25 protein-coding genes are annotated in these 23,694 nt (G+C 65.7%); 18 read left to right on the forward strand and 7 right to left on the reverse strand.

All coding sequences use genetic code 11. The features are described 5' to 3' along the window. The first annotated feature begins 23 nt into the window (after positions 1–23). The 4 genes from DFO50_RS04645 (at position 24) to DFO50_RS19090 (ending at position 1,561) form a co-directional block, all read left to right on the forward strand. On the forward strand, positions 24–557 hold the full coding sequence (locus DFO50_RS04645) for a helix-turn-helix domain-containing protein (protein WP_233495187.1): 534 nt from the start codon (positions 24–26) through the stop codon (positions 555–557). Beyond that, positions 557–1,129 carry a PIN domain-containing protein gene (locus DFO50_RS04650; RefSeq protein WP_036384697.1) on the forward strand — a complete coding sequence of 191 codons (573 nt, stop codon included), beginning with the start codon at positions 557–559 and terminating at the stop codon, positions 1,127–1,129. Before DFO50_RS04645 ends, DFO50_RS04650 begins: the two co-directional genes overlap by 1 nt. Before the next feature lie 73 nt (positions 1,130–1,202). Next, a complete protein-coding gene (locus DFO50_RS04655) occupies positions 1,203–1,388 on the forward strand; it encodes a DUF2269 family protein (protein ID WP_255420181.1) in 186 nt (61 codons plus the stop codon). Beyond that, positions 1,385–1,561 (forward strand): hypothetical protein, encoded by a 177-nt coding sequence (locus tag DFO50_RS19090; RefSeq protein WP_156952444.1) that lies wholly within the window; start codon positions 1,385–1,387, stop codon positions 1,559–1,561. The genes DFO50_RS04655 and DFO50_RS19090 overlap by 4 nt, the downstream gene beginning before the upstream one ends. A 5-nt stretch (positions 1,562–1,566) precedes the next feature. On the opposite strand, the gene DFO50_RS04660 is transcribed toward DFO50_RS19090, so the two are convergent. Then, positions 1,567–2,175 carry a glutathione S-transferase gene (locus tag DFO50_RS04660; RefSeq protein ID WP_112692133.1) on the reverse strand — a complete coding sequence of 203 codons (609 nt, stop codon included), beginning with the start codon at positions 2,173–2,175 and terminating at the stop codon, positions 1,567–1,569. A gap of 120 nt (positions 2,176–2,295) precedes the next feature. Here DFO50_RS04660 and DFO50_RS04665 point away from each other — a divergent pair, with 120 nt between their 5' ends. Further along, complete coding sequence (locus tag DFO50_RS04665) at positions 2,296–2,751, forward strand: Lrp/AsnC family transcriptional regulator (protein ID WP_107889434.1); 456 nt, start codon at positions 2,296–2,298, stop codon at positions 2,749–2,751. Positions 2,752–2,771: 20 nt separating this feature from the next. Here DFO50_RS04665 and DFO50_RS04670 read toward each other — a convergent pair whose 3' ends face one another. After that, positions 2,772–3,698 (reverse strand): pyridoxal-phosphate dependent enzyme, encoded by a 927-nt coding sequence (locus DFO50_RS04670; protein WP_028497735.1) that lies wholly within the window; start codon positions 3,696–3,698, stop codon positions 2,772–2,774. Between the two features lie 147 nt (positions 3,699–3,845). Here DFO50_RS04670 and DFO50_RS04675 point away from each other — a divergent pair, with 147 nt between their 5' ends. Both DFO50_RS04675 and DFO50_RS04680 read left to right on the forward strand, forming a co-directional pair. Further along, a complete protein-coding gene (locus DFO50_RS04675) occupies positions 3,846–5,654 on the forward strand; it encodes a putative nucleotidyltransferase substrate binding domain-containing protein (protein ID WP_028497734.1) in 1,809 nt (602 codons plus the stop codon). Next, on the forward strand, positions 5,654–6,262 hold the full coding sequence (locus tag DFO50_RS04680; protein ID WP_028497733.1) for a 3'-5' exonuclease: 609 nt from the start codon (positions 5,654–5,656) through the stop codon (positions 6,260–6,262). The genes DFO50_RS04675 and DFO50_RS04680 overlap by 1 nt, the downstream gene beginning before the upstream one ends. Positions 6,263–6,315: 53 nt before the next feature. Here the strand turns inward: DFO50_RS04680 and yiaY are convergent, their stop codons facing one another. Together yiaY and adh are read right to left on the reverse strand one after the other, a co-directional pair. Then, entirely contained in the window at positions 6,316–7,464 is a 1,149-nt protein-coding gene (gene yiaY / locus DFO50_RS04685; RefSeq protein WP_107889433.1) for an L-threonine dehydrogenase, read from the reverse strand. Between the two features lie 88 nt (positions 7,465–7,552). Then, positions 7,553–9,073 carry an aldehyde dehydrogenase gene (gene adh / locus DFO50_RS04690; protein WP_028497731.1) on the reverse strand — a complete coding sequence of 507 codons (1,521 nt, stop codon included), beginning with the start codon at positions 9,071–9,073 and terminating at the stop codon, positions 7,553–7,555. Between the two features lie 326 nt (positions 9,074–9,399). Between adh and DFO50_RS04695 the strand changes: the two genes are divergently transcribed. Beyond that, positions 9,400–11,229: a sigma-54-dependent Fis family transcriptional regulator gene (locus tag DFO50_RS04695; RefSeq protein WP_112692134.1), complete on the forward strand. Its 1,830-nt coding sequence runs from the start codon at positions 9,400–9,402 to the stop codon at positions 11,227–11,229. A 3-nt stretch (positions 11,230–11,232) separates the two neighbouring features. Here the strand turns inward: DFO50_RS04695 and cysK are convergent, their stop codons facing one another. After that, positions 11,233–12,165 carry a cysteine synthase A gene (gene cysK, locus DFO50_RS04700; RefSeq protein ID WP_028497730.1) on the reverse strand — a complete coding sequence of 311 codons (933 nt, stop codon included), beginning with the start codon at positions 12,163–12,165 and terminating at the stop codon, positions 11,233–11,235. A gap of 173 nt (positions 12,166–12,338) precedes the next feature. Here cysK and DFO50_RS04705 point away from each other — a divergent pair, with 173 nt between their 5' ends. Further along, the gene (locus DFO50_RS04705) at positions 12,339–13,139 is read left to right on the forward strand and encodes a CHAD domain-containing protein (RefSeq protein ID WP_112692135.1); all 801 of its coding nucleotides are present in this window, start codon (positions 12,339–12,341) and stop codon (positions 13,137–13,139) included. 123 nt (positions 13,140–13,262) lie between these two features. Here DFO50_RS04705 and DFO50_RS04710 read toward each other — a convergent pair whose 3' ends face one another. Then, positions 13,263–14,882 (reverse strand): YdgA family protein, encoded by a 1,620-nt coding sequence (locus tag DFO50_RS04710; RefSeq protein ID WP_028497728.1) that lies wholly within the window; start codon positions 14,880–14,882, stop codon positions 13,263–13,265. A gap of 156 nt (positions 14,883–15,038) precedes the next feature. Here DFO50_RS04710 and DFO50_RS04715 point away from each other — a divergent pair, with 156 nt between their 5' ends. From DFO50_RS04715 to DFO50_RS04730, 4 genes are all read left to right on the forward strand, one after another. After that, a complete protein-coding gene (locus DFO50_RS04715; RefSeq protein ID WP_112692136.1) occupies positions 15,039–16,220 on the forward strand; it encodes a fatty acid desaturase in 1,182 nt (393 codons plus the stop codon). Positions 16,221–16,236: 16 nt separating this feature from the next. Next, on the forward strand, positions 16,237–16,827 hold the full coding sequence (locus DFO50_RS04720; RefSeq protein ID WP_112692137.1) for a methyltransferase domain-containing protein: 591 nt from the start codon (positions 16,237–16,239) through the stop codon (positions 16,825–16,827). Between the two features lie 92 nt (positions 16,828–16,919). Beyond that, positions 16,920–17,654, forward strand: a complete 735-nt coding sequence (locus DFO50_RS04725; protein ID WP_158537399.1) for an energy transducer TonB — start codon at positions 16,920–16,922, stop codon at positions 17,652–17,654. A gap of 37 nt (positions 17,655–17,691) precedes the next feature. Beyond that, entirely contained in the window at positions 17,692–18,162 is a 471-nt protein-coding gene (locus DFO50_RS04730; RefSeq protein ID WP_112692138.1) for a copper chaperone PCu(A)C, read from the forward strand. 156 nt (positions 18,163–18,318) lie between these two features. On the opposite strand, the gene DFO50_RS04735 is transcribed toward DFO50_RS04730, so the two are convergent. Beyond that, positions 18,319–18,723, reverse strand: coding sequence for a RidA family protein (locus tag DFO50_RS04735; RefSeq protein ID WP_028497725.1), 405 nt, complete (start codon positions 18,721–18,723; stop codon positions 18,319–18,321). A gap of 125 nt (positions 18,724–18,848) precedes the next feature. Here DFO50_RS04735 and DFO50_RS04740 point away from each other — a divergent pair, with 125 nt between their 5' ends. From DFO50_RS04740 to DFO50_RS04760, 5 genes are all read left to right on the forward strand, one after another. Beyond that, positions 18,849–19,751: a LysR family transcriptional regulator gene (locus DFO50_RS04740; RefSeq protein ID WP_112692139.1), complete on the forward strand. Its 903-nt coding sequence runs from the start codon at positions 18,849–18,851 to the stop codon at positions 19,749–19,751. 100 nt (positions 19,752–19,851) lie between these two features. Further along, positions 19,852–20,070 carry a DUF2892 domain-containing protein gene (locus tag DFO50_RS04745; protein WP_028497723.1) on the forward strand — a complete coding sequence of 73 codons (219 nt, stop codon included), beginning with the start codon at positions 19,852–19,854 and terminating at the stop codon, positions 20,068–20,070. Positions 20,071–20,076: 6 nt separating this feature from the next. Continuing rightward, positions 20,077–20,439: a carboxymuconolactone decarboxylase family protein gene (locus DFO50_RS04750; protein WP_028497722.1), complete on the forward strand. Its 363-nt coding sequence runs from the start codon at positions 20,077–20,079 to the stop codon at positions 20,437–20,439. 248 nt (positions 20,440–20,687) lie between these two features. After that, a complete protein-coding gene (gene argS, locus DFO50_RS04755; protein WP_028497721.1) occupies positions 20,688–22,409 on the forward strand; it encodes an arginine--tRNA ligase in 1,722 nt (573 codons plus the stop codon). Between the two features lie 179 nt (positions 22,410–22,588). Further along, positions 22,589–23,617: a folate-binding protein YgfZ gene (locus DFO50_RS04760; protein WP_028497720.1), complete on the forward strand. Its 1,029-nt coding sequence runs from the start codon at positions 22,589–22,591 to the stop codon at positions 23,615–23,617. Positions 23,618–23,694: the final 77 nt, after the last annotated feature.

Here is a 23,694-nt window from a genome sequence, read left to right on the forward strand (position 1 = left end):
GCTCACCGGCACCATTTCGTTTATTGCGATTTTCGATTATTTCGTTTACGGTGTACCTGTCCGATATGGCTAAACAAGGGAAACAAGCCATGACCCCAGTTCTGTCAGCCGAAATGACGCTCCCGGCGGCGCGGGAGGCACAGCTGGCCGGTGAAGGGCGACGTGCGCTGGCCGCCTGCCTGGCAAGCGGCCCCGGCACCCAGCGCCTGCAGATACTCGATGAACAGAATCAGTCCCACCAGCTGGATCTGCCCATCTCTGCCCTGCGCCTGCTGCTGGATATCCTGGCCGAACAGGCAGAAGGCAATACCGTCAAAGTCGTTCCCGTGCATGCCGAACTGACCACACAGGAAGCGGCGGATCTGCTGAATGTCTCACGCCCGCATCTGGTCAAGCTGCTCGATAACGACGCTTTGCCCTGCCACAGGACAGGCAAGCATCGACGTATCCGGCTCACCGACCTGATGCGTTTCAAGGCTGAACGTGATCACAACAGTGAGCAGGCCATGGCTGCACTGGCCAGCCAGGCCCAGGCGCTGGGCATGGGCTACGACTGATGGCGACGCCCTTTGTCGCCCTCTGCGATGCCTGCGTCCTCTACCCTGCACCACTGCGGGACCTGCTGATATGGCTCGGACTGTCAGGGCAGTTCCGGGCACGATGGAGCCCGCAAATCCACGCCGAATGGCAGCGCAACCTGCTGAAGAACCGCCCGGACCTGACACCCCGGCAAGTCAGCCGCACCGCAGCCCTGATGGACCAGGCCATCCCGGATGCCGTGGTGACAGGTCATGAACACCTGATAGAAGCGCTGGCCTTGCCTGATGCTGATGACCGCCATGTGCTGGCCGCAGCCATACACGGCAATGCCAGCGTGATCGTGACTTTCAATGAAAAAGACTTTCCGTCCAGGGTACTGTCAGGCTACGGAATCGACGCTCAGCATCCGGACAGCTTTATCGAAAACCTGTTCGATCTGGATCAGGCAGCCGTCGTCCAGGCAGCCCGGAAACAGCGAGAGCAGCTCAGAAATCCACCGATAGCGGTGGATCACTACCTCGCCATTCTGCTGAAGCAGGGCCTGGTGCGGACAAGCAAACTGCTTTCGTCTTTCCGGGGCATTCTCTAGCCTTTTTCCAACCAGCGTATGGATTGCCGCCAGCCTGTTCCTGTATTTTTTTGCCGGTGCCTGCTGACTGCCCGTGGTCTGGCTGCAGATACGCATGCAGCGCCTCGCCAGCGAAGCCATGGTCCGGGGCACGCCCCTGCCCGCGCGGTACTGGACCATGACCCGGTGGTGGTTCTGGCTCGGCGTCCCGGCCTTTCTCTCGATGGTACGGGTCGTGGCACTGATGGTCTTCAAACACTTTCCGGGAGCCGGATCATGAAAAGTCTGATACAGCAGGTGCTCGGCGCCGACTGGGATGCCCTGCCGCCAGCGCTGCAGGCCCATTACCACTTCGGCACGACAAGCGACACCGGCCGGATGGATATCGAATGCCCCCGGTTCATGCAGCCGTTCCTGCATCTGCCCGGCCTGTGCGGTGTACTGGTTAATTGAACCGGTCAGCGCTGCGGCGACGCCAGGAATGCAGGCAGGCGTTCCGCGCGCAGCGAGAAGTCGGCCAGCAGCGGGCAGGCGTCGGGGACAAGGAGGTCCGGCAGCATCAGTTGCATGAATGCCCAGGCCACGGCAACCGACAGATCGGCCTGTGTCATGAGGGCGGCGTCGGCCGACAGCGGTGTGGCTGTCGCTTCCTGCTCGATGGCCGACCAGGCCGCAACGAGCTGACTGCCGATCCTGTCCAGCCAGGGCTGATGCTGCTTCCCGGCCGGTCGAAGGTTTTGCTCGTAGACGATCTGCACCGTTTTCTCGCAGGCGACCAGCGCCAGCCCGGTGAGACGCAGCGCGCGGACCCGTTCGCTGGCGGCAGCCGGCATCAGGGAGCGGCAGCTCACTCCCTCGGCGTAGTCGATGATCAGCGAGGAATCCATCAGCACAGTGCCGTCGTCGCAGATCAGCGTCGGTGCCTTCACCACCGGATTGATCTCGCGAAACCGGTCAAAGTCACTGAATACCGACAGCGGCCGGTGTTCGAAGGGCAGCCCCAGCAGCCGCAGGGAAATCGCCGTGCGCCGCACGTAGGGTGAATCCAGCATTCCGATGAGTTGCATTTGTCCTCCCGAGGAAAGTACCCCACGATACCGGGGATGCCATTCGTGGCGAATGGCAGTTCATCGGAAATCCGCCCTCCTGACCGATGATTCATCGGTCAGCAACCCGATCGGAAGCACATGCCTGTCGACAAGAAGGACCGCCAGATCCTGGAAGCGCTCCAGGCTGACGCACGCCAGAGCCTGGCGGCACTGGGAAAGAAGATCGGCCTTTCACAGCCGGCGATGAGTGAGCGCGTGCGCAAGCTGGAACACAGCGGCGTTATCGAAGGGTACGGCGCCCGCGTCAACCTGCGCGCGCTGGGCGTCGGCCTGGAAGCCATTATCCGGATCAGGACCACGCATGCCGGCATCGCCCGGTATCTGGCGCTGTTCGAGGCCATGCCCGAGGTGCTGAGCGCTGACCGCGTGACCGGCGAAGACTGCTTTATCGTGCGCTGCGCCATCGCCGAGCCGCAGGACCTGGAACGCGTCGTGGATGCCCTGGCCGTCGAGGGCGCGGTGACGACCTCACTGGTGCTGTCGAGCCCGGTCCGCAAACACGTGACCGTGCAGGCGGTAAAGATCGCGCCGTAACGGCCACCCGGGCAGACGCGCTACGCCTGGTCCTGCTGCCCGGCCCAGGTACGGATCTGGTCGATGGTCGCCGTCGCGCCGCCGCATACGATCACCAGCACCTTGCGGCAGGCGGCCAGGGCGGTGGCCTGCTCGTAGACCGCGGCCAGCGCTGCGCCACAGGCCGGTTCGACCAGAATGCGGTGATCGGTCAGAAAACGCTCGCAGGCAGCAAGGGCGCTGCGATCCGGTATCACCAGACTGTGGACCGGGTGTGTCTGCGCGCAGTGCCATGCCTGCTCGCACACCTGCTTGGCACCCAGCGAAGTGGCAATACTGCTGATCCGCTCCAGTGCCACCGGATGCCCGGCCTGCACGGCGGCCTGGAACGAGGCCGCTCCTTCGGTTTCCACCGCCAGCACCGGCACGTCATGCCAGCCATTGCGCTGCAGACCCGCCACGACGCCGGACAGCAGACCGCCACCACCGACCGACAGCACCACGGCATCCGGCTTGCCACTGGCCCGGGCGACCTCGTCGATCATCGTCGCATGGCCCTCCCATAGCAGCGGATCATCGAACGGATGCAGGAAGGCATCGCTCGCACCCAGCAGGGTTTGTGCATGCTGGTTGGCCTCCTGCCAGGAACTGCCGTGCACGATGACATCGGCCCCTTCCAGAGCCAGTAGTTCTTTCGCCCGTGCCGTCGTCGTTTCCGGCACCACGACCGTGACCGGCAGCCCCAGACAACGCCCGGCATAGGCGACGGCCAGCCCGGCATTGCCGCCGGATGACGACACGAAACGCTGCGCCCCGCGCTGCCGGTAAACGGTGCATGCGTGGCCGATACCCCGGATCTTGAACGACCCTGGCACTTGCAGCGCCTCCAGCTTCAGCCAGACGGACTGGCCGCTCAGCACGCTCAACGGGCGTGATTCCATCAACGGGGTTTCAATGTGCAGTGGCATGGCAGTGTGTTTCCGGGCGGAGGCACAAGATAGCACGGGTTTTCGCCGGCTCCCCAATGGCAAACATCTTGTCCGACAATCCTGATGACGCGCGTTCGGCAAACGGGCATCATGACGAAAGGATAATCACGACGGACTCGCCCCGCCATGCAACGATTCGACTTTTCCCACCCGCCTTTCGACGTTCTGGGGCCGGCCGAGCGCAGCCGGGTCGAGCAGGCAGTCGACATCCTGTACTTTGCGGCCGAAGCGGTGATTCTGGCTCCGGGCGAGGCGGTCGAACACATGTTCGTGGTCATGAAGGGCATGGCCTGCGAGCGCGCCGATGATGGCGAGATCGTCGCCGTCTTCCGCGAGAACGACACCTTCGACAGTCGTGCGCTGATCGCCGGCCGCGCCGGCCACCGCATTGACGCGCATGAGGAAACGCTGCTGTTCGCGATCCCGAAGGCGGTAGTCATGGCGCTGATCGACGGCAACAGCCTGTTCGCCGCCTTTTTCTTCCAGAGCGCGGCACAGAAATTCGCTGCGCTGGCCGGTCGCGGCAACAATCGCGAGTTGCAGACCATCCTGACCGCCTCGGTACGGGACGCCGTCGTGAAACCGGCGGTGTTCCTGCCCGCCGATGCCACCGTTTTCGACGCCGCCGTCGCCATGCGCGACCACAAAGTGCGCTCGGTGCTGGTCGGTGCCACTGACCGGGTCGGCATCTTCACCACCAGCGATTGCCGTGACGTGATCATCAACGGCACGCCGTCCGACACCCCGCTGGACGCACTGTGCCGCTTTGAACTGATTACCGTCGACATCGACGACTACCTGTTCGACGCCCTGCTGATCATGACCCGCCACATCATCCAGCGCGTGGTCGTCACCGAGGAAGGCCGCCCGGTCGGCGTACTGGAACAGATCGACCTGCTGTCGTACTTCTCCAACCATTCGCACCTGATCGCCCAGCAGCTGGAAGTCGCCGACTCGCTGGACGCGCTGCGCGCGGTCGCCGCGCAGATGGAGACACTGATCGCCATGCTGGCCGGCCACGGCGTCAAGGCACGCGAACTGGCCCGGCTGATGCAGGCGCTGAACGGCAAACTGTTCGCCCGCGCCTGGGAACTGATCGCGCCGGACGGGCTGTTCGCCAACAGCTGTCTGGTGGTGATGGGATCGGAAGGCCGTGGCGAACAGATCATCAAGACCGATCAGGACAATGCCCTGATCGTGCGCGACGGCTACCCGCTCGACGGGGTCATGGTCGCCTGCGAGGCGTTCTCCGCCGCGCTGGCCGATTTCGGCTACCCGCCATGCCCGGGCCGCATCATGGTCAACAACCCGGAATGGGTGCAGTCGCAGACCGGCTTCCGCAACATGCTGTATCGCTGGATCTACCAGCCGGACGAGGCGGCACAGATGAAGCTGGCCATTTTCGTCGATGCCAGCACCGTTGCCGGCGATGCCTCGCTGCTGCAACAGGCTCGCGAGTACCTGTTCGGCATCATGCACGACGACGCGTCCTATTTCGCCCGCTTCGCCCGTGCCGTCGACCAGTTCGATGCGCCGATGGGACGGCTGTCGCAGTGGCTGGGCAGCGGTCGCCACGGCGCCGAGCTGCTCGACCTGAAAAAGACCGGCATCTTCCCCATCGTCCATGGCGTGCGTGCCTATGCGCTGGAGTCCGGGCTCGACGACACCAATACCTTTGACCGGCTGACCGCGCTGGCAGCGGCCGGCCGCCTCGACGGCGAACTGGCGCACGACACGGCCGAAGCCCTGTCCTTCCTGCTCGAACTGCGACTGGCTCACGGTCTGGAGGCACAGAAACTCGGCCAGAAGGTCGATACCCAGATCGATGCCGCCCGCCTGTCGACACTGGAACGCGACCTGCTGAAGGATGCGCTGGCCGTGGTCAAGCGCTTCAAGACCATCGTCCGCCACCACTTCAAGAGCGGGGCTTTCTGATGTGGGCAAAACTGCGCACGACGCTGGCGCGGCGGCGCCTGCGCCCGGAATGGCTCGGCCTGCTCGATACCCCGACCGACGAATATGTGTCCCTCGACTGCGAAACCACCAGCCTGAATGTGCGCGAGGCCGAGATCCTGTCCATCGGCGCAGTGCGGCTGACGCCGGGCCATATTCACGCCAGCGAATCGCTGTACCTGCTGGTCAAGCCGGAGCGGCTGCCCGAGCCGGGCAGCGTGGTAGTGCACGGCCTGCGCCCGAGTGACCTGTCCGATGGCCTGCCGCCGGCCGAGGCGGTCAGCCGCCTGCTGGAATTCATCGGCGGCCGCACGCTGGTCGGCTATTACCTCGAATACGATGTGGCGGTGCTGAACAAATACGTGCGCCCGCTGATCGGCACCGGTCTGCCACAGCCGCAGATCGATGTCTCCGGGCTGTATTACGACTGGAAGCTGAAACAGACGCCGAACGGCTATGTCGATCTGCGTCTGCAATCCATCCTCGACGAGCTGCACCTGCCGTCGCTGGGCCGGCATGATGCGCTGACCGATGCCATTACCGCCGCCGTGATCTGGCAGGCAATGGCCAGCCGCGGGCATCCGGGGTGATGCCTGCGGCGGGCGGGCACCGACGCCAGCAGGAACGTCGGTGTCTTTCCTGGCTACATCGCGTTGCGGAACAGGGCTTCGATCTCCTGCTGGCTGGCCGGACGCGGATTGGTCAGCCCGCAGGCGTCCTTCAGGGCATTGGCCGCCAGCAGCGGAATGTCTTCCGCCTTGACCCCGAGGCTGCTCAGACCGGCCGGAATGCCGACATCCTCTGACAGCTGACGGATCGCCGTCAGGCACGCCTCGGCACCGGCCTGCCCGCCGCCGGAGACGCTGCCGCCCATCGCCCGCGCCACATCGGCAAGCCGGTCCGCCGAGGTGGCGGCATTGAATGCCTGCACGTGCGGCAGCAGCACCGCGTTGCACACGCCATGCGGCAGGTCATAGACGCCGCCAAGCTGGTGCGCCATCGCATGCACGTAGCCGAGCGATGCATTGTTGAAGGCCATGCCGGCGAGGAATTGCGCGTAGGCCATCTGTTCGCGGGCCTCGGCATTGCCGCCGTTGGCCACCGCGCTGCGCAGGTGGCGCGAAATCAGATCGACCGCCTTCAGTGCACAGGCATCGGTAATCGGCGTCGAGGCGGTCGACACATAGGCCTCGACCGCATGGGTCAGCGCATCCATGCCGGTGGCTGCGGTCAGCGACGGCGGCATGCCGGCCATCAGCGCCGGGTCGTTGACCGACAGCAGCGGGGTCACGTTGCGGTCGACAATGGCCATTTTCACGTGCCGCTGCTCGTCGGTGATGATGCAGAACCGCGTCATCTCGCTGGCGGTGCCGGCGGTCGTGTTGATGGCGATCAGCGGCAGTTGCGGCCGGGTCGAACGGTCGACGCCCTCATAGTCGGAAATATGCCCGCCATTGGTCGCGCACAGCGCGATGCCCTTGGCGCAGTCATGCGGCGAGCCGCCGCCGAGCGAGACGATCGCGTCGCAGTCGGCGGCCTTCAGCGCCGCCAGCCCGGCTTCGACGTTGGCCACGGTCGGGTTCGGCTTGGCGCCGTCGAATACCGTTGACTGGATATCTGCATCGGCCAGCAACTGCTGGATGCGGGCCGCCATGCCGGAACGGGCCAGACCGGCATCGGTCACGATCAGCAACCGGCGCAGCCCGTGGCGGCGGATGGTCGCCACGGCCTCGCTGATGCAGCCGGTGCCCATGATATTGACGGACGGAATGAAAAACGTAGTGGTGGCCATGCCATGTCTCCTGTGTTGTTTTTGACTTCAGGTATGCCAGTGCGCCCGCCACGGGCTGCGTGCCCCGCGGCGGGAAAAGGGGAAAAAATCAGAAGAAGCCGAGCGCGTCGGGGCTGTAGCTGACCAGCATGTTCTTGGTCTGCTGGTAGTGGTCGAGCATCATCTTGTGGTTCTCGCGACCGACGCCGGACTGCTTGTAGCCGCCAAACGCCGCATGCGCCGGATACAGGTGGTAGCAGTTGACCCACACCCGCCCGGCCTGGATGCCGCGACCGAAGCGATAGGCGCGCGAGCCGTCGCGCGTCCACACCCCGGCGCCCAGTCCGTACAGCGTATCGTTGGCAATTTCCAGTGCTTCGGCCTCATCCCTGAAGGTCGTTACCGCCACCACCGGGCCGAAGATTTCTTCCTGGAAGATGCGCATCTTGTTGTGGCCCTCGAACACGGTCGGCTTCACGTAGTAACCGCCACCGAGTTCGCCGCCGAGTTGCTGGCGTTCGCCGCCGGTCAGGCAGCGCGCCCCTTCCTGGCGGCCCAGCTCCAGATAGGACAGGATCTTGCTCAGTTGCTCGTTCGAGGCCTGGGCGCCGATCATGGTGGTCGGATCGAGCGGATGGCCCTGCTTGATCGCCTCGACGCGCTTGATCGCACGCTCCATGAAGCGGTCGTAGATCGAGGCCTGCACCAGGGCGCGCGACGGGCAGGTGCAGACTTCGCCCTGGTTCAGCGCGAACATGGCGAACGCTTCCAGCGCCTTGTCGAAATAGGCGTCGTCCTCGTTCATCACATCGGCAAAGAAGATGTTCGGGCTCTTGCCGCCCAGTTCCAGCGTGACCGGAATCAGGTTCTGGCTCGCATACTGCATGATCAGCCGGCCGGTGCCGGTTTCGCCGGTAAACGCGACCTTGGCGATGCGGCGACTGGAGGCCAGCGGCTTGCCGGCCTCGAGCCCGAAACCGTTGATGACATTGATGACACCCGGCGGCAGCAGGTCGCCGATCAGCTCCATCAGCACCATGATCGACGCCGGCGTCTGCTCGGCCGGCTTCAGCACCACGCAGTTGCCGGCCGCCAGCGCCGGCGCGAGCTTCCAGATCGCCATCAGGATCGGAAAGTTCCACGGAATGATCTGCGCCACCACGCCGAGCGGTTCGTGGAAATGGTAGGCAATGGTGTCGTGATCGACTTCGGAAATGCTGCCTTCCTGCGCCCGCAGGCAGGCAGCGAAATAACGGATGTGATCGACGGCCAGCGGCAGGTCGGCGGCACGGGTTTCACGGATCGGCTTGCCGTTGTCGATGCTCTCGGCCAGCGCCAGCGTTTCCAGATTCTGCTCCATCCGGTCTGCGACCCGGTTCAGCAGCAGGGCGCGCTCGGCGGCCGACGTGCGACCCCAGGCGGCCTTGGCCGCATGCGCGGCATCCAGCGCCCGTTCGACATCGGCTTCCTTCGAGCGGGCAATGCGGCAGAACGGCAGGCCGGTGATCGGCGAGATATTGTCGAAATACTCGCCGTCGGCCGGCGCGACCCACTGGCCGCCAATGAAATTGTCGTAGCTGTCGCGGAACGGATAGGCGACGCCCAGGAACTGCAATTCGGCGTGGTTCATTGGTGTTTCTCCTCCCGGGCTTGTTCTGGCGTGGCCCCTCACCGGCCCGGGGTTTCGGCGGAGGCCCCCCTTCATCCGCAATTCCCGTGCCACCCGCCAGACAGCCGGTAACAAGCCGAAACAAGGGCTTACAGCGGAGATTCTCTGTGCCGGGACGGGACAGTCCGGGTGACCGCTGTATCGTTTCGGCACACCCGGGCGCCGGAATCGGCGCCCGGCGCGCGGTCCTGGCCGGGGCGTGCTAATGTTCTAAGCATTCCCGGCCAGCAGATGCCGCACGAGCGGCACGCCCACAGTCAATGAGCCCGGGATGAGGAGACAAGCCCATGACGGCCCGACTCGATTCGCGCCCCGTCCCGCGGCTGGCCGGCCATGCCGACCTGATCGCGCACGCGCATGCCCGTTCCGCCACCCACGGCCTGCGCCGCCAGGACGCCCCCGACCTCGACCGCCTGCCGCGCTCGGAACTCGAGCTGCGACGGGAACAGCACCGGACCCTGCTGCGACAGGCCACCCCGGTCATGACCGAGCTGTGCCGGCAGCTGGCCGGCACGCGCTGCATGGCGGTGCTGTCCGGCCCGGACGGACTGCTGCTGCATGCCGATGGCGACGCCCGCTTCCTGCGCCGCTCGGAACAGGTAGCCCTGCAGCCAGGGGCCGACTGGTCCGAAGGCCGCAAGGGCACCAATGCCATCGGCACGGCCCTGGCCACCGGCACCCCGCTGGTGGTCGGCGGGCCGGAACACTTTCTCGATGCCAACCGCTTTCTGGTCTGCGCCTGCGCGCCAATAGAAGATGCCGACGGCACCCTGCTCGGTGCGCTCGATGTCTCCGGCGATGCTTCGTCGTCCGGTCTCCATCCGCTGACGCCGGTCCAGACCGCCGTGCTGCAGATGGAACACTGCCTGTTCCTGGCCCGCCACGCCGATGCAGTCTGCCTGGCCGTCGACGACCGGCCGCAGCGGCTCGGCACGCCGGCGGAAGGCCTGCTGGCCTTTACGCCGGACGGGCGCGGGCTGGCCATGAATCGCGCCGCGCGGCGGCTGTTCGGCCTGCATCCCCGGGCGCTGCCGCCGGCGTTTGCCGATCTGTTCGACGCCGGTTGCGAACCGGAGGCCGCGCTGCCTCACGCGACAGAGTCCCGGACCATACGCGGCCGGGATGGCTGCGACTGGCTGGTCCGCCGCTACCCGGCGCCCGCCCCGGTGGTCCGCCCTCCGGCCGTCGAACCGGTTGCCGGCCGGGCCCTGTCGGCGCTGCAGTCCGGCGACCCGGTCATCAATGCCGCCATCGGCAAGCTGAAGCGGGTGCTGGGCAAACAGGTGGCGGTGGTGCTGTCCGGCGAAACCGGTACCGGCAAGGAGCTGTTCGCCCGTGCCATCCACGACGACACCCCCGGCCGCGACGGCCCGTTCGTCGCCGTCAACTGCGCGGCCATTCCGGAAGCACTGATCGAAGCCGAGCTGTTCGGCTACGAAGAAGGCGCCTTTACCGGCGCCAGACGCAAGGGCGGCATCGGCAAGCTGCTGCAGGCTGATCGCGGCACGCTGTTCCTGGACGAGATCGGCGATATGCCGACCAGCCTGCAGGCGCGACTGCTGCGGGTGCTGCAGGAACGTGCGGTCACGCCGCTCGGCAGCACCCGTACCCTGCCCACCGACTTCATGCTGGTCTGCGCCACCCACCGCGACCTGCGGGCGATGGTCGACGATGGCAGCTTCCGCGCCGACCTGTACTACCGGCTGAACGGCCTGACCATCCGTCTGCCCGCCCTGCGCGAGCGCGTCGATCTGGCAGCCCTGATCGGCAGGATGCTCGGAGCCGGAACGACAACGCCGCCGCCGCGTCTGAGTGACGCGGCGGCGGCGTTGCTGCTTGGCCATGACTGGCCGGGCAATCTGCGCGAGCTGGCGACGGTACTGCACACCGCCCGCTGTCTGGCCGACGACGGGCTGATCGATGTCGAGCACCTGCCGGATGAGCTGACGACCCGCCCCCGCCTGCCGCCTGCCGCCACGGCAGTCCGCCTCTGCGAACATCAGGACCGGCTGGTCGCCGATACGCTGGAACGGCTTGGCGGCAATATCTCGGCGGCGGCACGCGCGCTGGGCATCTCGCGCAACCGGCTGTACCGCCAGCTGGCGCGGGCCCGCTGACGATCAGTCGACCAGATCGGCGTACAGCGGCGTGGACAGGTAGCGTTCGCCGAACGACGGAATGATCACGACGATGGTCTTGCCGGCGTTTTCCGGCCGTCTGGCCAGCTCCAGCGCGGCCCAGGTCGCGGCGCCGGACGAAATGCCGACCAGCAGCCCTTCCTTCGCCGCCATGGCGCGGGCAGTGGAGAATGCATCGTCGTTCTTGACGCGGATGATCTCGTCGTAGATTTCGGTATTCAGCACCTTCGGCACGAAGCCGGCGCCAATGCCCTGGATCGGGTGCGGTCCCTTCGCACCACCGGACAGCACCGGGCTGGCATCCGGTTCAACGGCGACGATCTTCACGCCCGGCTTGTGTGCTTTCAGCACTTCGCCCACGCCGGTAATGGTGCCGCCGGTGCCGACGCCGGACACGAAGATGTCGACCTGGCCGTCGGTATCGCGCCAGATTTCCTCGGCCGTGGTCTTGCGGTGGATTTCCGGGTTGGCCGGATTTTCAAACTGCTGCGGAATCAGATAGCGGCTGTCGGCCGCGGCCAGCTCACTGGCCTTGGCGATGGCGCCGCCCATGCCGTCCGGCCCCGGGGTCAGGATCAGTTCCGCGCCGTAAGCCTTCAGCAGGATGCGGCGCTCGCGGCTCATGGTTTCCGGCATGACGATGGTCAGCTTGTAGCCGCGCGCGGCGCAGACCATGGCCAGGCCAATGCCGGTATTGCCACTGGTCGGCTCCAGGAAGATGGTGTCCGGCTTGACCTTGCCGGCCTGTTCGGCGGCATCGACCATGGCGACCGCAATGCGATCCTTCACACTGTGGGCAGGGCTGTAGAACTCCAGCTTGGCGAGCACGGTCGCCTGCGCGCCCTCTGTCACCCGGTTGAGTTTCACCAGCGGCGTGTTGCCGACCAGTTCACTGACATTCTGCGCAATGGCCATTTCTATATTCCTGAAAAATAGGTTTCACACATGGACTAGCCTCTAACGAGCATATTAGCCCGATTGCGGCCGACTGCGCGCGCGCAGTTTGTTCTAAATTAGGGCAAATTCGCTATATCCTGCATGTTGTTGCCCAATGGACCGGCCCACGCTGCCCGACCGAGAGTCACACCATGCCCCAGTCGCTGAAAAAACTGCTTGCCCTCGAAATCGCTCACCGCATCGATGCCATGCGGACGTGCCGCAAGCGCGCGCTGCGCGGTGAGGATGCCGAGTCGCTGCACAATCTGCGCGTCGCGCTGCGCCGCCTGCGCAGCCTGACCCGGCCGCTGCAGCCGCTGCTGACGCCCCGCATCCGCCGCATCGAACGCCGGCTCAAGCGGCTGGTGCAGGACACCAATGCCCTGCGCGATGCGGAAGTCCACCAGCAATGGCTGTCGCGCCTGGCACCGGACCTGCCGCCGCCGTCGCCACGGCGCAAGGATGCCGCCCGGCTGAGCCGGGCCCTGAAAAGCGGCCGGCTCAAGCGCGATCTGAACCTGCTGCGCGAGCGGCTGCCGCGGCAACTGGCGAAAACGCCGAAATTCGCACTGACCCGGCTGCTGGCCGGCGGCTGCGACGCGGCCCAGATCGAACTGGCGCATGCGCTGTCGCGCAGCGGCTTTGACGATGCCGTCCCGCAGGACCTGCACAACAGCCGCCTGCTGACCAAACGGGTGCGGTATCAGGCGGAAAGCTATGCGGTTCTGCTCGGTGACAGCCGGCTGGCCTTGCTGGCCACGCCGTGCCGGGAACTGCAGGATGCGCTGGGCGATCTGCGCGACCTCGAGGCCTGTGCCGCCTCCCTGCCGCAGGCAGAACAGAAACGGGCCGCGGCCCGGGTCCGCCAGGCCCGTGCCGAATGCCGGGAACGCGCGCGGCTGGCCTGGCAGGACATGCACGACCGGCTGGCACCGACCCCGCTCGAAGACTGAACACAAAGGGGGCACCGGCGGTCATCGTGGGGGAAACCCCGCTTCGTGCGTGCGTCCTTCAATCCCTGCAGCAGCAAGTGAAAAGCCCCCCGTTCATATGGACTGAACGGGGGGCTTTTCATTTTACGGTCTGGCAGCGGCGGCAGGTGGTGGTGCCGGCTCCGGCTCCGGTGCCGGCGGCGCTTCCTGCCACGGCATGGACACCGGCTTGCCGCTGATGCTCATCTTGCCGTCCTTCCAGTTCATCCGCGTCCTGACCTGGCCATTCTGGATGGTCAGGTAGTGCCCTTCCTGCCAGATCTCCAGTTGCGAAGCGAGCAGGTTGCGGGCCAGATCGTCGATCTCGTCCACGCTCGGCGGGTTCTCGGCCGTTTCGTCGACCACGAACAGATTGCGCGCCTGCGCGACCACCATCGACTCCAGCGTCAGCTTCGGCACTTCGATGCTGGCATTGGCTTCGACCTTGGCCAGGAAGTCCGCCGGCTTGTTCAGGTCAGCCTCGCGCAGATTGTTCAGCGCCAGATCGCCGGAAGCCTTGACCTCGCCGGCCGGCAGCTTCAGGTAGAAATCGTTGACCAGCAGCTTCGGATTGTTGGTCAGCAGCGGCAGCCCGTTCTTCTTGATGGTATCGATGTACTGCTGGCGCAAAGCGGCCGGCTCGACCCCCTCGAACGGAATCGCCGACAGCGCCTGGTCCAGCCTGACCAGCGTCGGGCCGTGCAGGTGGTTGGCCGACACGTCGAGCCGCATCGGCCCGTAGCTGTTCTGGTCCACGCTGAGGTGGGCAAACGACAGCTTGCCGCGGGTGTTGACGAAATCGTCCTGCTCGCTGGTGACGATCTGGTAGCGCAGCTGGTCGAGCACCGCCCTGGACGGCTTGATCTCGCCCACCGGGTTGATGAACTCGCCGACGCGCATGCGCGTCAGCAGGTACACCAGTTCGTTCAGCTTGATCTCGTACGGCAGGCTTTCCTTGGCGTCGAGGCTGACCTTGACGACGGACATCTCCGACGAGCCCAGCGTCACCCCGGTCTGGCCCGGGCGATGGCTGGACTGGTAATGCACCCCGTCCAGCGCGACGCGGCCCTTGGTCGCGGCCTCGACATTCAGCCCCGGCACCTTGACGTCGACCGCGTACTCCTTGTAGCCCGGCTCGTAGTCGATCCGGGTGTCCAGCCCCTTCCAGTCGACCTTGACCCCGGCCAGCGGCTCTTCATAGTCGAATTTCGGAATGCTGGCGGTCAGCGTGCCGCCACCGCCGAAGTTCAGCCGGTTGATGACCGTGATCGGCGGCTTGTCGCCAAAGAACTTCTGCAGCGTCTTGCGCGTCTGTTCGCTCATCGCGAACTCGGTGGTCACCACCGCGCGTCCCGGACGGAAGCCGAAGTCGCCGATTTCCGGCAGCGGGCCGTGCTTGATGTGATTGGTGTAGCGCACCGTGGTATCGAGCCACTCGGCCGCATTGGCCGGCAGCATCGACAGATACGGCGTGAACAGCTTCTTGTTGAACGTCAGCTCGGTCGTCTCGGTCGAACTGAACCAGCCGCGCTGGTAGCTGTGCGACTTGACCACGAACAGCGGCACGCTCTGCAGCAGGCGATACTGCTCGGCCAGCGTCTGCTCGGTTTTCAGGCCGAACCAGTAGGAACCGCCGCCCCAGGCAACGGCGGCAACGACGACGCCGGCGGCGGCCTGCTTGAGGCCACGGCTGCGGAACACGGACAAAAAGGTATGCGAGGACATGGCGCGGAATGTTACACGACTCACCCCGGCTGGCGCAGCCAATGTGGCGTATCGCTGTGTACCGTTCCTCCGGCCGTCGCCACCCGCACCGTCGGCCCCCACCCGTTTCACAGTCTGTGTAGAATGGAGTTTCTGCTCCAATATTGAGATACATCAATGGAATACCTGAATGGCCTTGTCAACTGGCCATGGTGGGGGTACGTGCTGTACACGCTGGCCGTGACCCACGTCACCATCGCCTCCGTCACCATCTTCCTGCACCGTCACCAGGCGCACCGCGCGCTGGACCTGCACCCGATCGCCAGCCACTTCTTCCGCTTCTGGCTCTGGCTCACCACCGGCATGGTGACCAAGGAATGGGCGGCCATCCACCGCAAGCACCATGCACGCTGCGAAACGGCCGACGATCCGCACAGCCCGCAGGTTCTCGGCCTGAAGACGGTCATGTGGCAGGGCGCCGACCTGTACCGCGAAGCCGCCAAAGACCAGGCGCTGCTGGACAAGTTCGGTCACGGCACGCCGGACGACTGGATGGAACGCAACGTCTATACCCGCCGCAGCGCGCTGGGCGTCGGCATCCTGCTGGTACTCAACCTGATCCTGTTCGGACCGATCGGCCTGACCATCTGGGCGGTACAGATGGCATGGATTCCGTTCTGGGCCGCCGGCGTGGTCAATGGCGTCGGCCACTTCTGGGGCTATCGCAACTTCGAGAACGAGGACGCCGCCACCAACCTGCTGCCGTGGGGCATCCTGATCGGCGGCGAGGAACTGCACAACAATCACCATACCTTCGGCACCTCGGCCAAGCTGTCGTACAAGTGGTATGAATTCGACATCGGCTGGATGTATATCCGGCTGATGGAAATGGTCGGACTGGCCAGGGTCCGCCGCGTGCACCCGGTACTGCTGCAGGGCACGCCGAAGCCGCAGCTCGATCTGGCCACGCTGCAGAGCATCGTCAGCAACCGCTATGCACTGGCGTCGCGCTATGCACGGGAACTGAAGGCGGCCTACCGCGCCGAGATCGACGCCATCCGCCGCCAGCACCCGGACATCTGCGCCCGCACGCTGCGCCGGAAGATGAAAGTGTGGCTGAAGCAGGAAGCCAGGGACACGCCGAGCACCGAACGCCATGTGCTCGATCGCGCGCTGGCGGTCAGCCCGACGCTGGACACCATCTATCGCATGCGCCAGGATCTGAGCCGGGTGTGGGAGCGTTCCAGCCTCAGCCGCGAACAGCTGCTGCAGGAACTGCAGGACTGGTGCGCCCGCGCCGAAGCCAGCGGCATCCGCCAGCTGGAGAACTTTGCCCGACGCCTGCGCGCGGTCGGCTGAGCGGACGCAGAAAGCCATGGCACAGGACAGCTCGCTTGCCGACTTCTGGGATACCCGCTACCAGCAGGGCGTCACGCCGTGGGACGCGGGCCAGGTACCGGTCGAGTTTGCCGCCTTTGCCGAAGAACAGCCGCGTGGCCGGGTGCTGGTGCCCGGCTGCGGCAGCGGCTACGAGGTACGCTGGCTGGCCGAACGCGGCCACGCCGTCAGCGCCATCGACTTCAGCCCCGCCGCCATCGCCGTGGCGCGCCAGGTCATCGGCAACGACAGCCTGCTGCGCGAGGCCGACTTCTTTGCCCTGGACGAGCCCGCGTACGACTGGATTTACGAGCGGGCCCTGCTGTGCGCGCTGCCGCCGCGCACCTGGGCAGACTGGGGCGCGCAGATGGCGCGCCTGATCCGTCCCGGCGGCCTGCTGGCCGGCTACTTCTTCCATGCCGACACGCCGAAGGGGCCGCCGTTCGGCCTGCACGACACCCGGCTGCGGCAATTGCTCGAACCCGGCTTCCGCCGCATCGACGATCGCCCGAGCGGTACCGGCCTGCCGATCTTCAGCGGTCGCGAGCGCTGGCAGGTCTGGCAGCGGCTGGACAACGCCGGCACCTGATCACCATCAAGCATCCTGCGACGGATTGCCGCACGCCACCGTCATGCCCCCCGCAGCCCGCCCGCCGCAGGTAAACTGGCGCCGCCATGCTGATGTCCCGCCCCCTGATTCCCGCTGCCGTATCGCTTGCCCATATTGCCGTTCTCGCGGCACTGGCCGGCGTGTGGGTGGTCGAGCGTGCGCCAATCCCGCCGCGACCGCTGCAGGCCATGCTGTACACCCCGGCGGTCGCCGCTCCGGTCGAGGCACCGCCGGCGTCGGCACCACCGGCACCACAGGCCCGACCGGCCGCCGCAACCGCACCGGCGCACAGCATCCCCACTCGCGAACAAGCTGACGCCCCGGCCGACATCACCCGGAAAACCCGCCCGCAGCCGCCCGCACCGACCGCGGCACCGGCGGCACCGGCGGCACCGGCCAGTCCGCCGGCAGCAGCGAGTGCCGCGCCGGACAGCAGCAGCGCCACGGCCGACGGCAGCGCAACCGCCAGTGGCGGTCAGGGCCGGCACGGCACGCAGGACAGCAGCGGCGACGGCCCGCACGAAGCCAGAATCATCAGCTCGATGTACAGCAATCGACCGCCGACCTATCCGGCAGCATCGCGCAGCCTCGGCGAAGAAGGCCGCGTCATTCTCAAGGTCCGCGTCAATGCGGCAGGACGGCCGGAGAGCATCGACATCGACACCTCCAGCGGCTTCCCGCGCCTCGACCGCGCCGCGACCGACGCCGTCCACCGCTGGCGTTTCGAGCCGGCGATGTCGCAAGGTCAGCCGGTCGCCGGCTGGGTCCGCGTCCCCATTCTGTTCCGGCTCGACAACAGCCGCTGATTTCTCCCCCTTTACCCCGTTCTGCAAGGACACCCCAATGAAGACCTTTGTATCCGCTGCCCTGTTGCTGCTGTCGAGCTCCGCCTTCGCCCACAGCTATACCGCCGGCGACGTCGCCATCGGCCACCCGTGGGCCCGCGCCACACCGGGCCCGGTCAAGACCGGCGCGGCCTACCTGACGCTGCAGAACAAGGGCAAGAGCGCCGACACGCTGCAGGGTGCCGACGGCGATGTCGCCGACCGGGTCGAAATCCACAACCATATCAACGACAACGGCGTGCTGAAGATGCGCCGGGTCGATGGCGTGAGCGTCGAACCGGGCCAGCGCGTGGCACTGCAACCCGGCAGCTACCACATCATGCTGATCGGCCTGAAAAAGCCGCTGCTGGCCGGCGAATCGTTCCCGCTGACACTGCACTTCAAGCGCGCCGGCGATGTCAGGGTCGACGTCAAGATCGAAGCGACCACCAGTGAGGCCCCCGCGGCCGACGCCCACGGCGAACACTGATCCGGACAGCATCCGGGCGGCAAGGATTCTGCTCCCTGTTTTGCGCACGCAAGTGCGCAGGACAGAGGGGGGCGTCCTTGCCGCCCTTTGCATTGCGGGGCAACGGTCATGAGGCAACGCCCTGCGAGTCAAGGCGTGCGGGCACAGGCATCCTCGCTACGGCCTTGCCCCGGGCAGTCTGGCCACCACCTTGATCTCGAGATCAAAGCCGTACAGCCAGGTAACGCCCACGGCGGTGAGTGCAGGATGGGGCGCCTCCCCCCAGTAATCGGGCAGGACCTTCCACAGGGTATCGAGCACGGCCTCGGGGTTGACGATAAACAGCGTGACATCGATGACATGATCAAAGCTGCAGCCTGCGGCTGACAGGATGGCGTTGAGATTGTCAAACGCCCGGCGGATCTGTGCTTCCAGACCGGGCTCGGGCGAGCCGTCCTCGCGGCTGCCGACCTGGCCGGACACGAAAAGAAAGCCGTTGGCGCGGATGGCGGGCGAATAGCGGTTTTTCTCGTACAAGGCCTGACGGCCGGCGGGAAAAACGACCTGGCGAACATTGCTCATGTAAAGTCTCGACCACGAAGTGACAGGAGCCGCCACTATCCGCGAGGGCCAGGCCGCGATAAACAGGCAACACTCCCCAGCGCTGTTTGTAAAATTCAAACAATCGACAGAGAGGGAGCGCGCCATTGGACCGTTTCGACGCCATGCAGGCTTTTGCCAGGGTCGTGGAGACCGGCAGCTTCACCAGGGCGGCGGATGCCCTGCACATCAGCCGGACCACGGCCACCCAGCTGGTCCAGCAACTGGAGGCGCGGCTGCGCGTGAGCCTGCTTCACCGCACCACGCGCAAGGTCGGACTGACCCCGGCCGGCAGTATTTATTACGAGCGCGTGGTCCAGCTGCTGGCCGATCTGGACCGGGCCGAGGCGGATCTTCCGCAGGCGCTGGGCACGCCCGCGGGCCGGCTGCGCGTCGACGTACCCGGGCCGCTGGCCAGCATGGTGCTGGTGCCTGCGCTGCCGGCGTTTTTTGAACGCTATCCCGGCATCGAGCTGCACATGGGTGCCGGCGATCGCATGGCCGATCTGCTCGACGAGAGCATTGATTGCGTGGTGCGCGGCGGACCCGTCACCGACCAGTCCCTGATCGCCAGACATGTCGGGGATCTGCAGATGTCGGTATACGCGGCGCCGTCTTATCTGGCCCGCAAGGGGCTGCCCGCACACCCGGGCCAGTTGGCGGGGCCGGAGCACAGCCTGGTCGGTTTTCTGTGGGAGTACCGCAATCTGCCGCAGCCTTATGCGCTGCGGCGCGGGAACGAGAGTATCCCCGTGCGCGGCCACTACGCCCTGGCGCTCAATGATGGCAATGCCTATCTGGCGGCCGGTCTGGCCGGGCTGGGCGTCGTCCTGCTGCCCGACTACATGGCCCGCCAGGCAGTCAGCGAGGACCGGCTGCAGCGTCTGTTCGAGGGCTGGCACGTCGACCCCATGCCCATACACGTGGCTTTTCATCGCACCAGGCACAGCAACGCGCGGCTGCGGGCCTTTATCGACTGGGTGGTCGAACTCATGGCCTCCCTCCGCTAGCGCGCAGCCCCGGCCCGACCCGGCCGGAAAACAATATGCTTGATAATATAATGTTATTTGTTATTATATTTGCCAGTGTATTGTTAACCCGGAGAACAACATGCAAGCCAATGTGGGCGGTCCCGACCGCATCCTTCGCATCATCGCCGGCCTGGCGCTGATCGCCGCCACGGCACTCGGCTGGATTGGCGCCTGGGGCTGGATCGGCCTGCTGGTCCTGGCCAGCGGCGTATTCCGTTTCTGCTTTGCCTACCGGCTGCTCGGTCTGAACACCTGCGGCAGTTGCTGCAGCGGCAAAACCTGCAAGAAAGCGGAGTAAATCCACATGAACAGCACCGATTACCGTGATCTGACCCGGACCCTTACCCAGAACCTGTCCGCGCTGCGCAGCGATCTGCCCGAGCTGATGAAAGGCTTCGGCGATCTCGGCCGCGCCGCCACCCGCGACGGCGCACTGGACCACAAGACCAAGGAACTGATCGCCCTCGCACTCGGCGTCGCCGCGCGCTGCGACGGTTGCATCGGCTTCCATACCCAGGCGCTGGTCAGGCTGGGTGCCAGCAAGGCCGAAGTCGAGGAAGCCCTCGGCATGGCGGTCTACATGGGCGGCGGGCCGTCGCTGATGTACTCGGCCAACGCCATCGCCGCCTTCGACGAATTCAGCGCCGCCGCCACCGACGCACGCTGACGCCCTGCCATCGGCCGGGGGCACCGACGCCACGGCAACCGCCGGTGCCCACCCTTGCAAGCAGCCCGCAACCGCCTTCATGGCGGTTTTTCCTTTCCCTTTCGGGAAGTTCCGGATATCCAGCGTTGCCGGGGCGGGGGGCCCGGACATACAATCAAGCGGTACTTTTCTGCATTTGCCGGCATCAATGCTGCTTTGGCTGTTATTTGCAGCTTTTTTACCGCGCCCCTCACTACGGAATCCGCAAGATGACGCTGCAACATCTTCTGCAAGACAAGCTCGCCGCCGCGCTCGCCGCCGCCGGTGTCCCCGACGCCCAGCCGCTACTGCAACCCGCAAGCCGACCAGAGTTCGGCGATTACCAGGCCAACGGCGTGATGTCCGCGGCCAAACAGCTGAAGATGAATCCGCGAGAGCTGGCGCAGAAAGTCATCGACAAGCTCGACCTGACCGGCATTGCCAGCAAGGTCGACATCGCCGGACCGGGCTTCATCAACATCACGCTGGATCCGGCCTTCCTGGCATCGCGCCTGGACCATGTACTCGAACAGCCGAAGCTCGGCGTCGAACCGCAGCAGCCGACCAAACGCGTGATGGTCGAATACTCGTCGCCGAACCTGGCCAAGGAAATGCACGTCGGCCACCTGCGCTCGACCATCATCGGCGACACGCTGGCCCGCGTGGTCGACTATCTCGGCCATGACCTGGTGCGTGGCAACCACGTCGGCGACTGGGGCACCCAGTTCGGCATGCTGACTGCCTACCTGGTGGAAACCCAGCAGGCCGGCAATGCCGCGCTGGAACTGAACGACCTGGAAGGCTTCTACCGCAAGGCCAAGATCCGCTTTGACGAAGACGCAGACTTCGCCGATCGCGCCCGCGACTACGTGGTGCGCCTGCAGGGCGGTGACGCTGACGTGCTGGCACTGTGGAGACAGTTCGTCGACGTGTCGCTGAAGCATTGCGAGGCGGTCTACCGCAAGCTTGGCGTCGGTCTGACCCGCGACGACGTGCGCGGCGAATCGTCCTACAACGACGACCTGCCGATCATCGTCCAGGAACTGCACGATGCCGGCCTGCTGACCGAAGACAACGGCGCCCAGGTCGTGTACCTGAACGAATTCAAGAACCACGACGGCGAACCGATGGGCGTCATCGTGCAGAAAAAGGACGGCGGCTTCCTGTACACCACCACCGATATCGGTGCCGTGCGCTACCGCCACAAGACGCTACACCTTGACCGCGTGATCTACGTGGTCGATGCGCGCCAGAGCCAGCACTTCCAGCAGATGTTCAGCATCTGCCGCAAGGCCGGCTTCGCCCCGGCCGGCATGTCGCTGGAGCACGTCGGCTTCGGCACGATGATGGGTGACGACGGCAAGCCGTTCAAGACCCGCACCGGCGGCACGGTCAAGCTGATCGAGCTGCTGGACGAGGCCGAGGAACGCGCCTTCGCCCTGGTCAGCGAAAAGAACCCGGATCTGGCGGAAGCCGAACGCCGCAAGATCGCCCACGCGGTCGGCATCGGCGCGGTCAAGTACGCCGACCTGTCGAAGAACCGCAACAGCGACTACATCTTCAACTGGGACCTGATGCTGGCGTTCGAGGGCAATACCGCCCCGTACCTGCAGTATGCCTACACCCGCGTGGCCAGCATCTTCCGCAAGGCCGGCGCCTTTGACGCCAGCGCACCGCTGCAACTGAACGAACCGGCCGAGAAACAGCTCGCGCTGGTACTGGCACAGTTTGGCGACACGCTGAATGCCGTGGCCGACGACTGCCTGCCGCACGTGCTGTGTGGTTACCTGTACCAGGTTGCCACCCACTTCATGCGCTTCTACGAAGCCTGCCCGGTGCTGAAGAGCGAAGGCGCCGTGCGCGCCAGCCGCCTGAAGCTGGCCCGGATCACGGCGGAAACGCTGCGTACCGGTCTGGACCTGCTCGGCATCGAAGTGCTCGAGTCGATGTAAGCCCGGGGAACGGGAGCCGGTTCGCGCCGGTTCCGTTCGCGAACCGCATGCCGGCGTGCCCCTTTCGGGACACGCCGGCATTTTTTTACTTGTCGACCCGGCCTGCCGTCCCCATCTTGTCCGCCAGTACATCGCACGGCACGATCGATACCGCCGCGCCCAATGGAGAATCCCTCAGCATGAATGCATCCTGGCTCGAATTCCTGGCCGCGCAAGGCGCGGTCGTTACCGATGGTCATGTCAGCGCCTTCGCCGGCCGCGACGCGCGCGCCGACAGCGGGCTGGCAGCGGCACACGCGCCGACCGTCACGCCGCTGACCCGGTTCGCCGTGCTCGATTTTGCCGGCGACGATGCGCAGGCCTTCCTGCAAAGCCAGTTTTCCAGCGATGTACGCCAGGTCGACGCGACCAGCGCCCAGCTGTCCAGCTACTCGACCGCCAAGGGCCGCATGCTGGCCAGTTTCCTGATCTGGCAGCGCGACGGCCGCTACCGGCTGCTGCTGGCCGCAGACCTCGCCAGCGCCATCGACCGCCGTCTCGGCATGTTCATCCTGCGCAGCAAGGTCAGCCATGCCCCGCTGACCGGACAGGTCCTGCTCGGCATCGCCGGCGAGCACGCCGCCCGCCGTGCCGGCGTCATCGCCCCCGCACCGGCCGCCGATTTCAGCCTGACCGCCTTCGACGGTGGCGAAGTCATCCGCCTGCCGGGCGAGCGCTTTGTCGTCATGGTCGCGGAAGACCGGGCGGCGGACGTCTGGCATGCGCTGCAGGAAGCCGGTTCGCAAGCGACCGGCGAAGCCGCGTGGGACTGGCACGACATCGCCACCGGCACCCCGTGGATCAGCCTGGCCACCCAGGAAGCCTTCGTGCCGCAGATGACCAATATGGAGCTGCTTGGCGCGGTCAATTTCAAGAAAGGCTGCTATCCAGGCCAGGAAATCGTCGCCCGCACCCAGTACATCGGCAAGGTCAAGCGGCGCATGCTGCGTGCCCATGTCGATGCCGATGCCAGCGCCGGCCAGGACCTGTACGCGGCGGAAACCGGCGAGCAGTCGATCGGCAAGATCGTGCAATCGGTGCCGGCCGCACACGGTGGCAGCGAAGTACTGGCGGTCGCGCAGCTGTCGGCCTGGGCATCCGGGGTGCATCTCGGCGCCCCGGACGGACCGGCGCTGACGGCCGGCACCCTGCCCTATCCGGTAGCGTAAATCACGGCGCTGACAGATAAGCATTCGTAATACCGGTGCGAACCGGCGATGCGGATCAATTGTCAGCGCAGGACGAC

The organism is Microvirgula sp. AG722 (genome assembly GCF_003269145.1).
Lineage (GTDB): Bacteria > Pseudomonadota > Gammaproteobacteria > Burkholderiales > Aquaspirillaceae > Microvirgula > Microvirgula aerodenitrificans.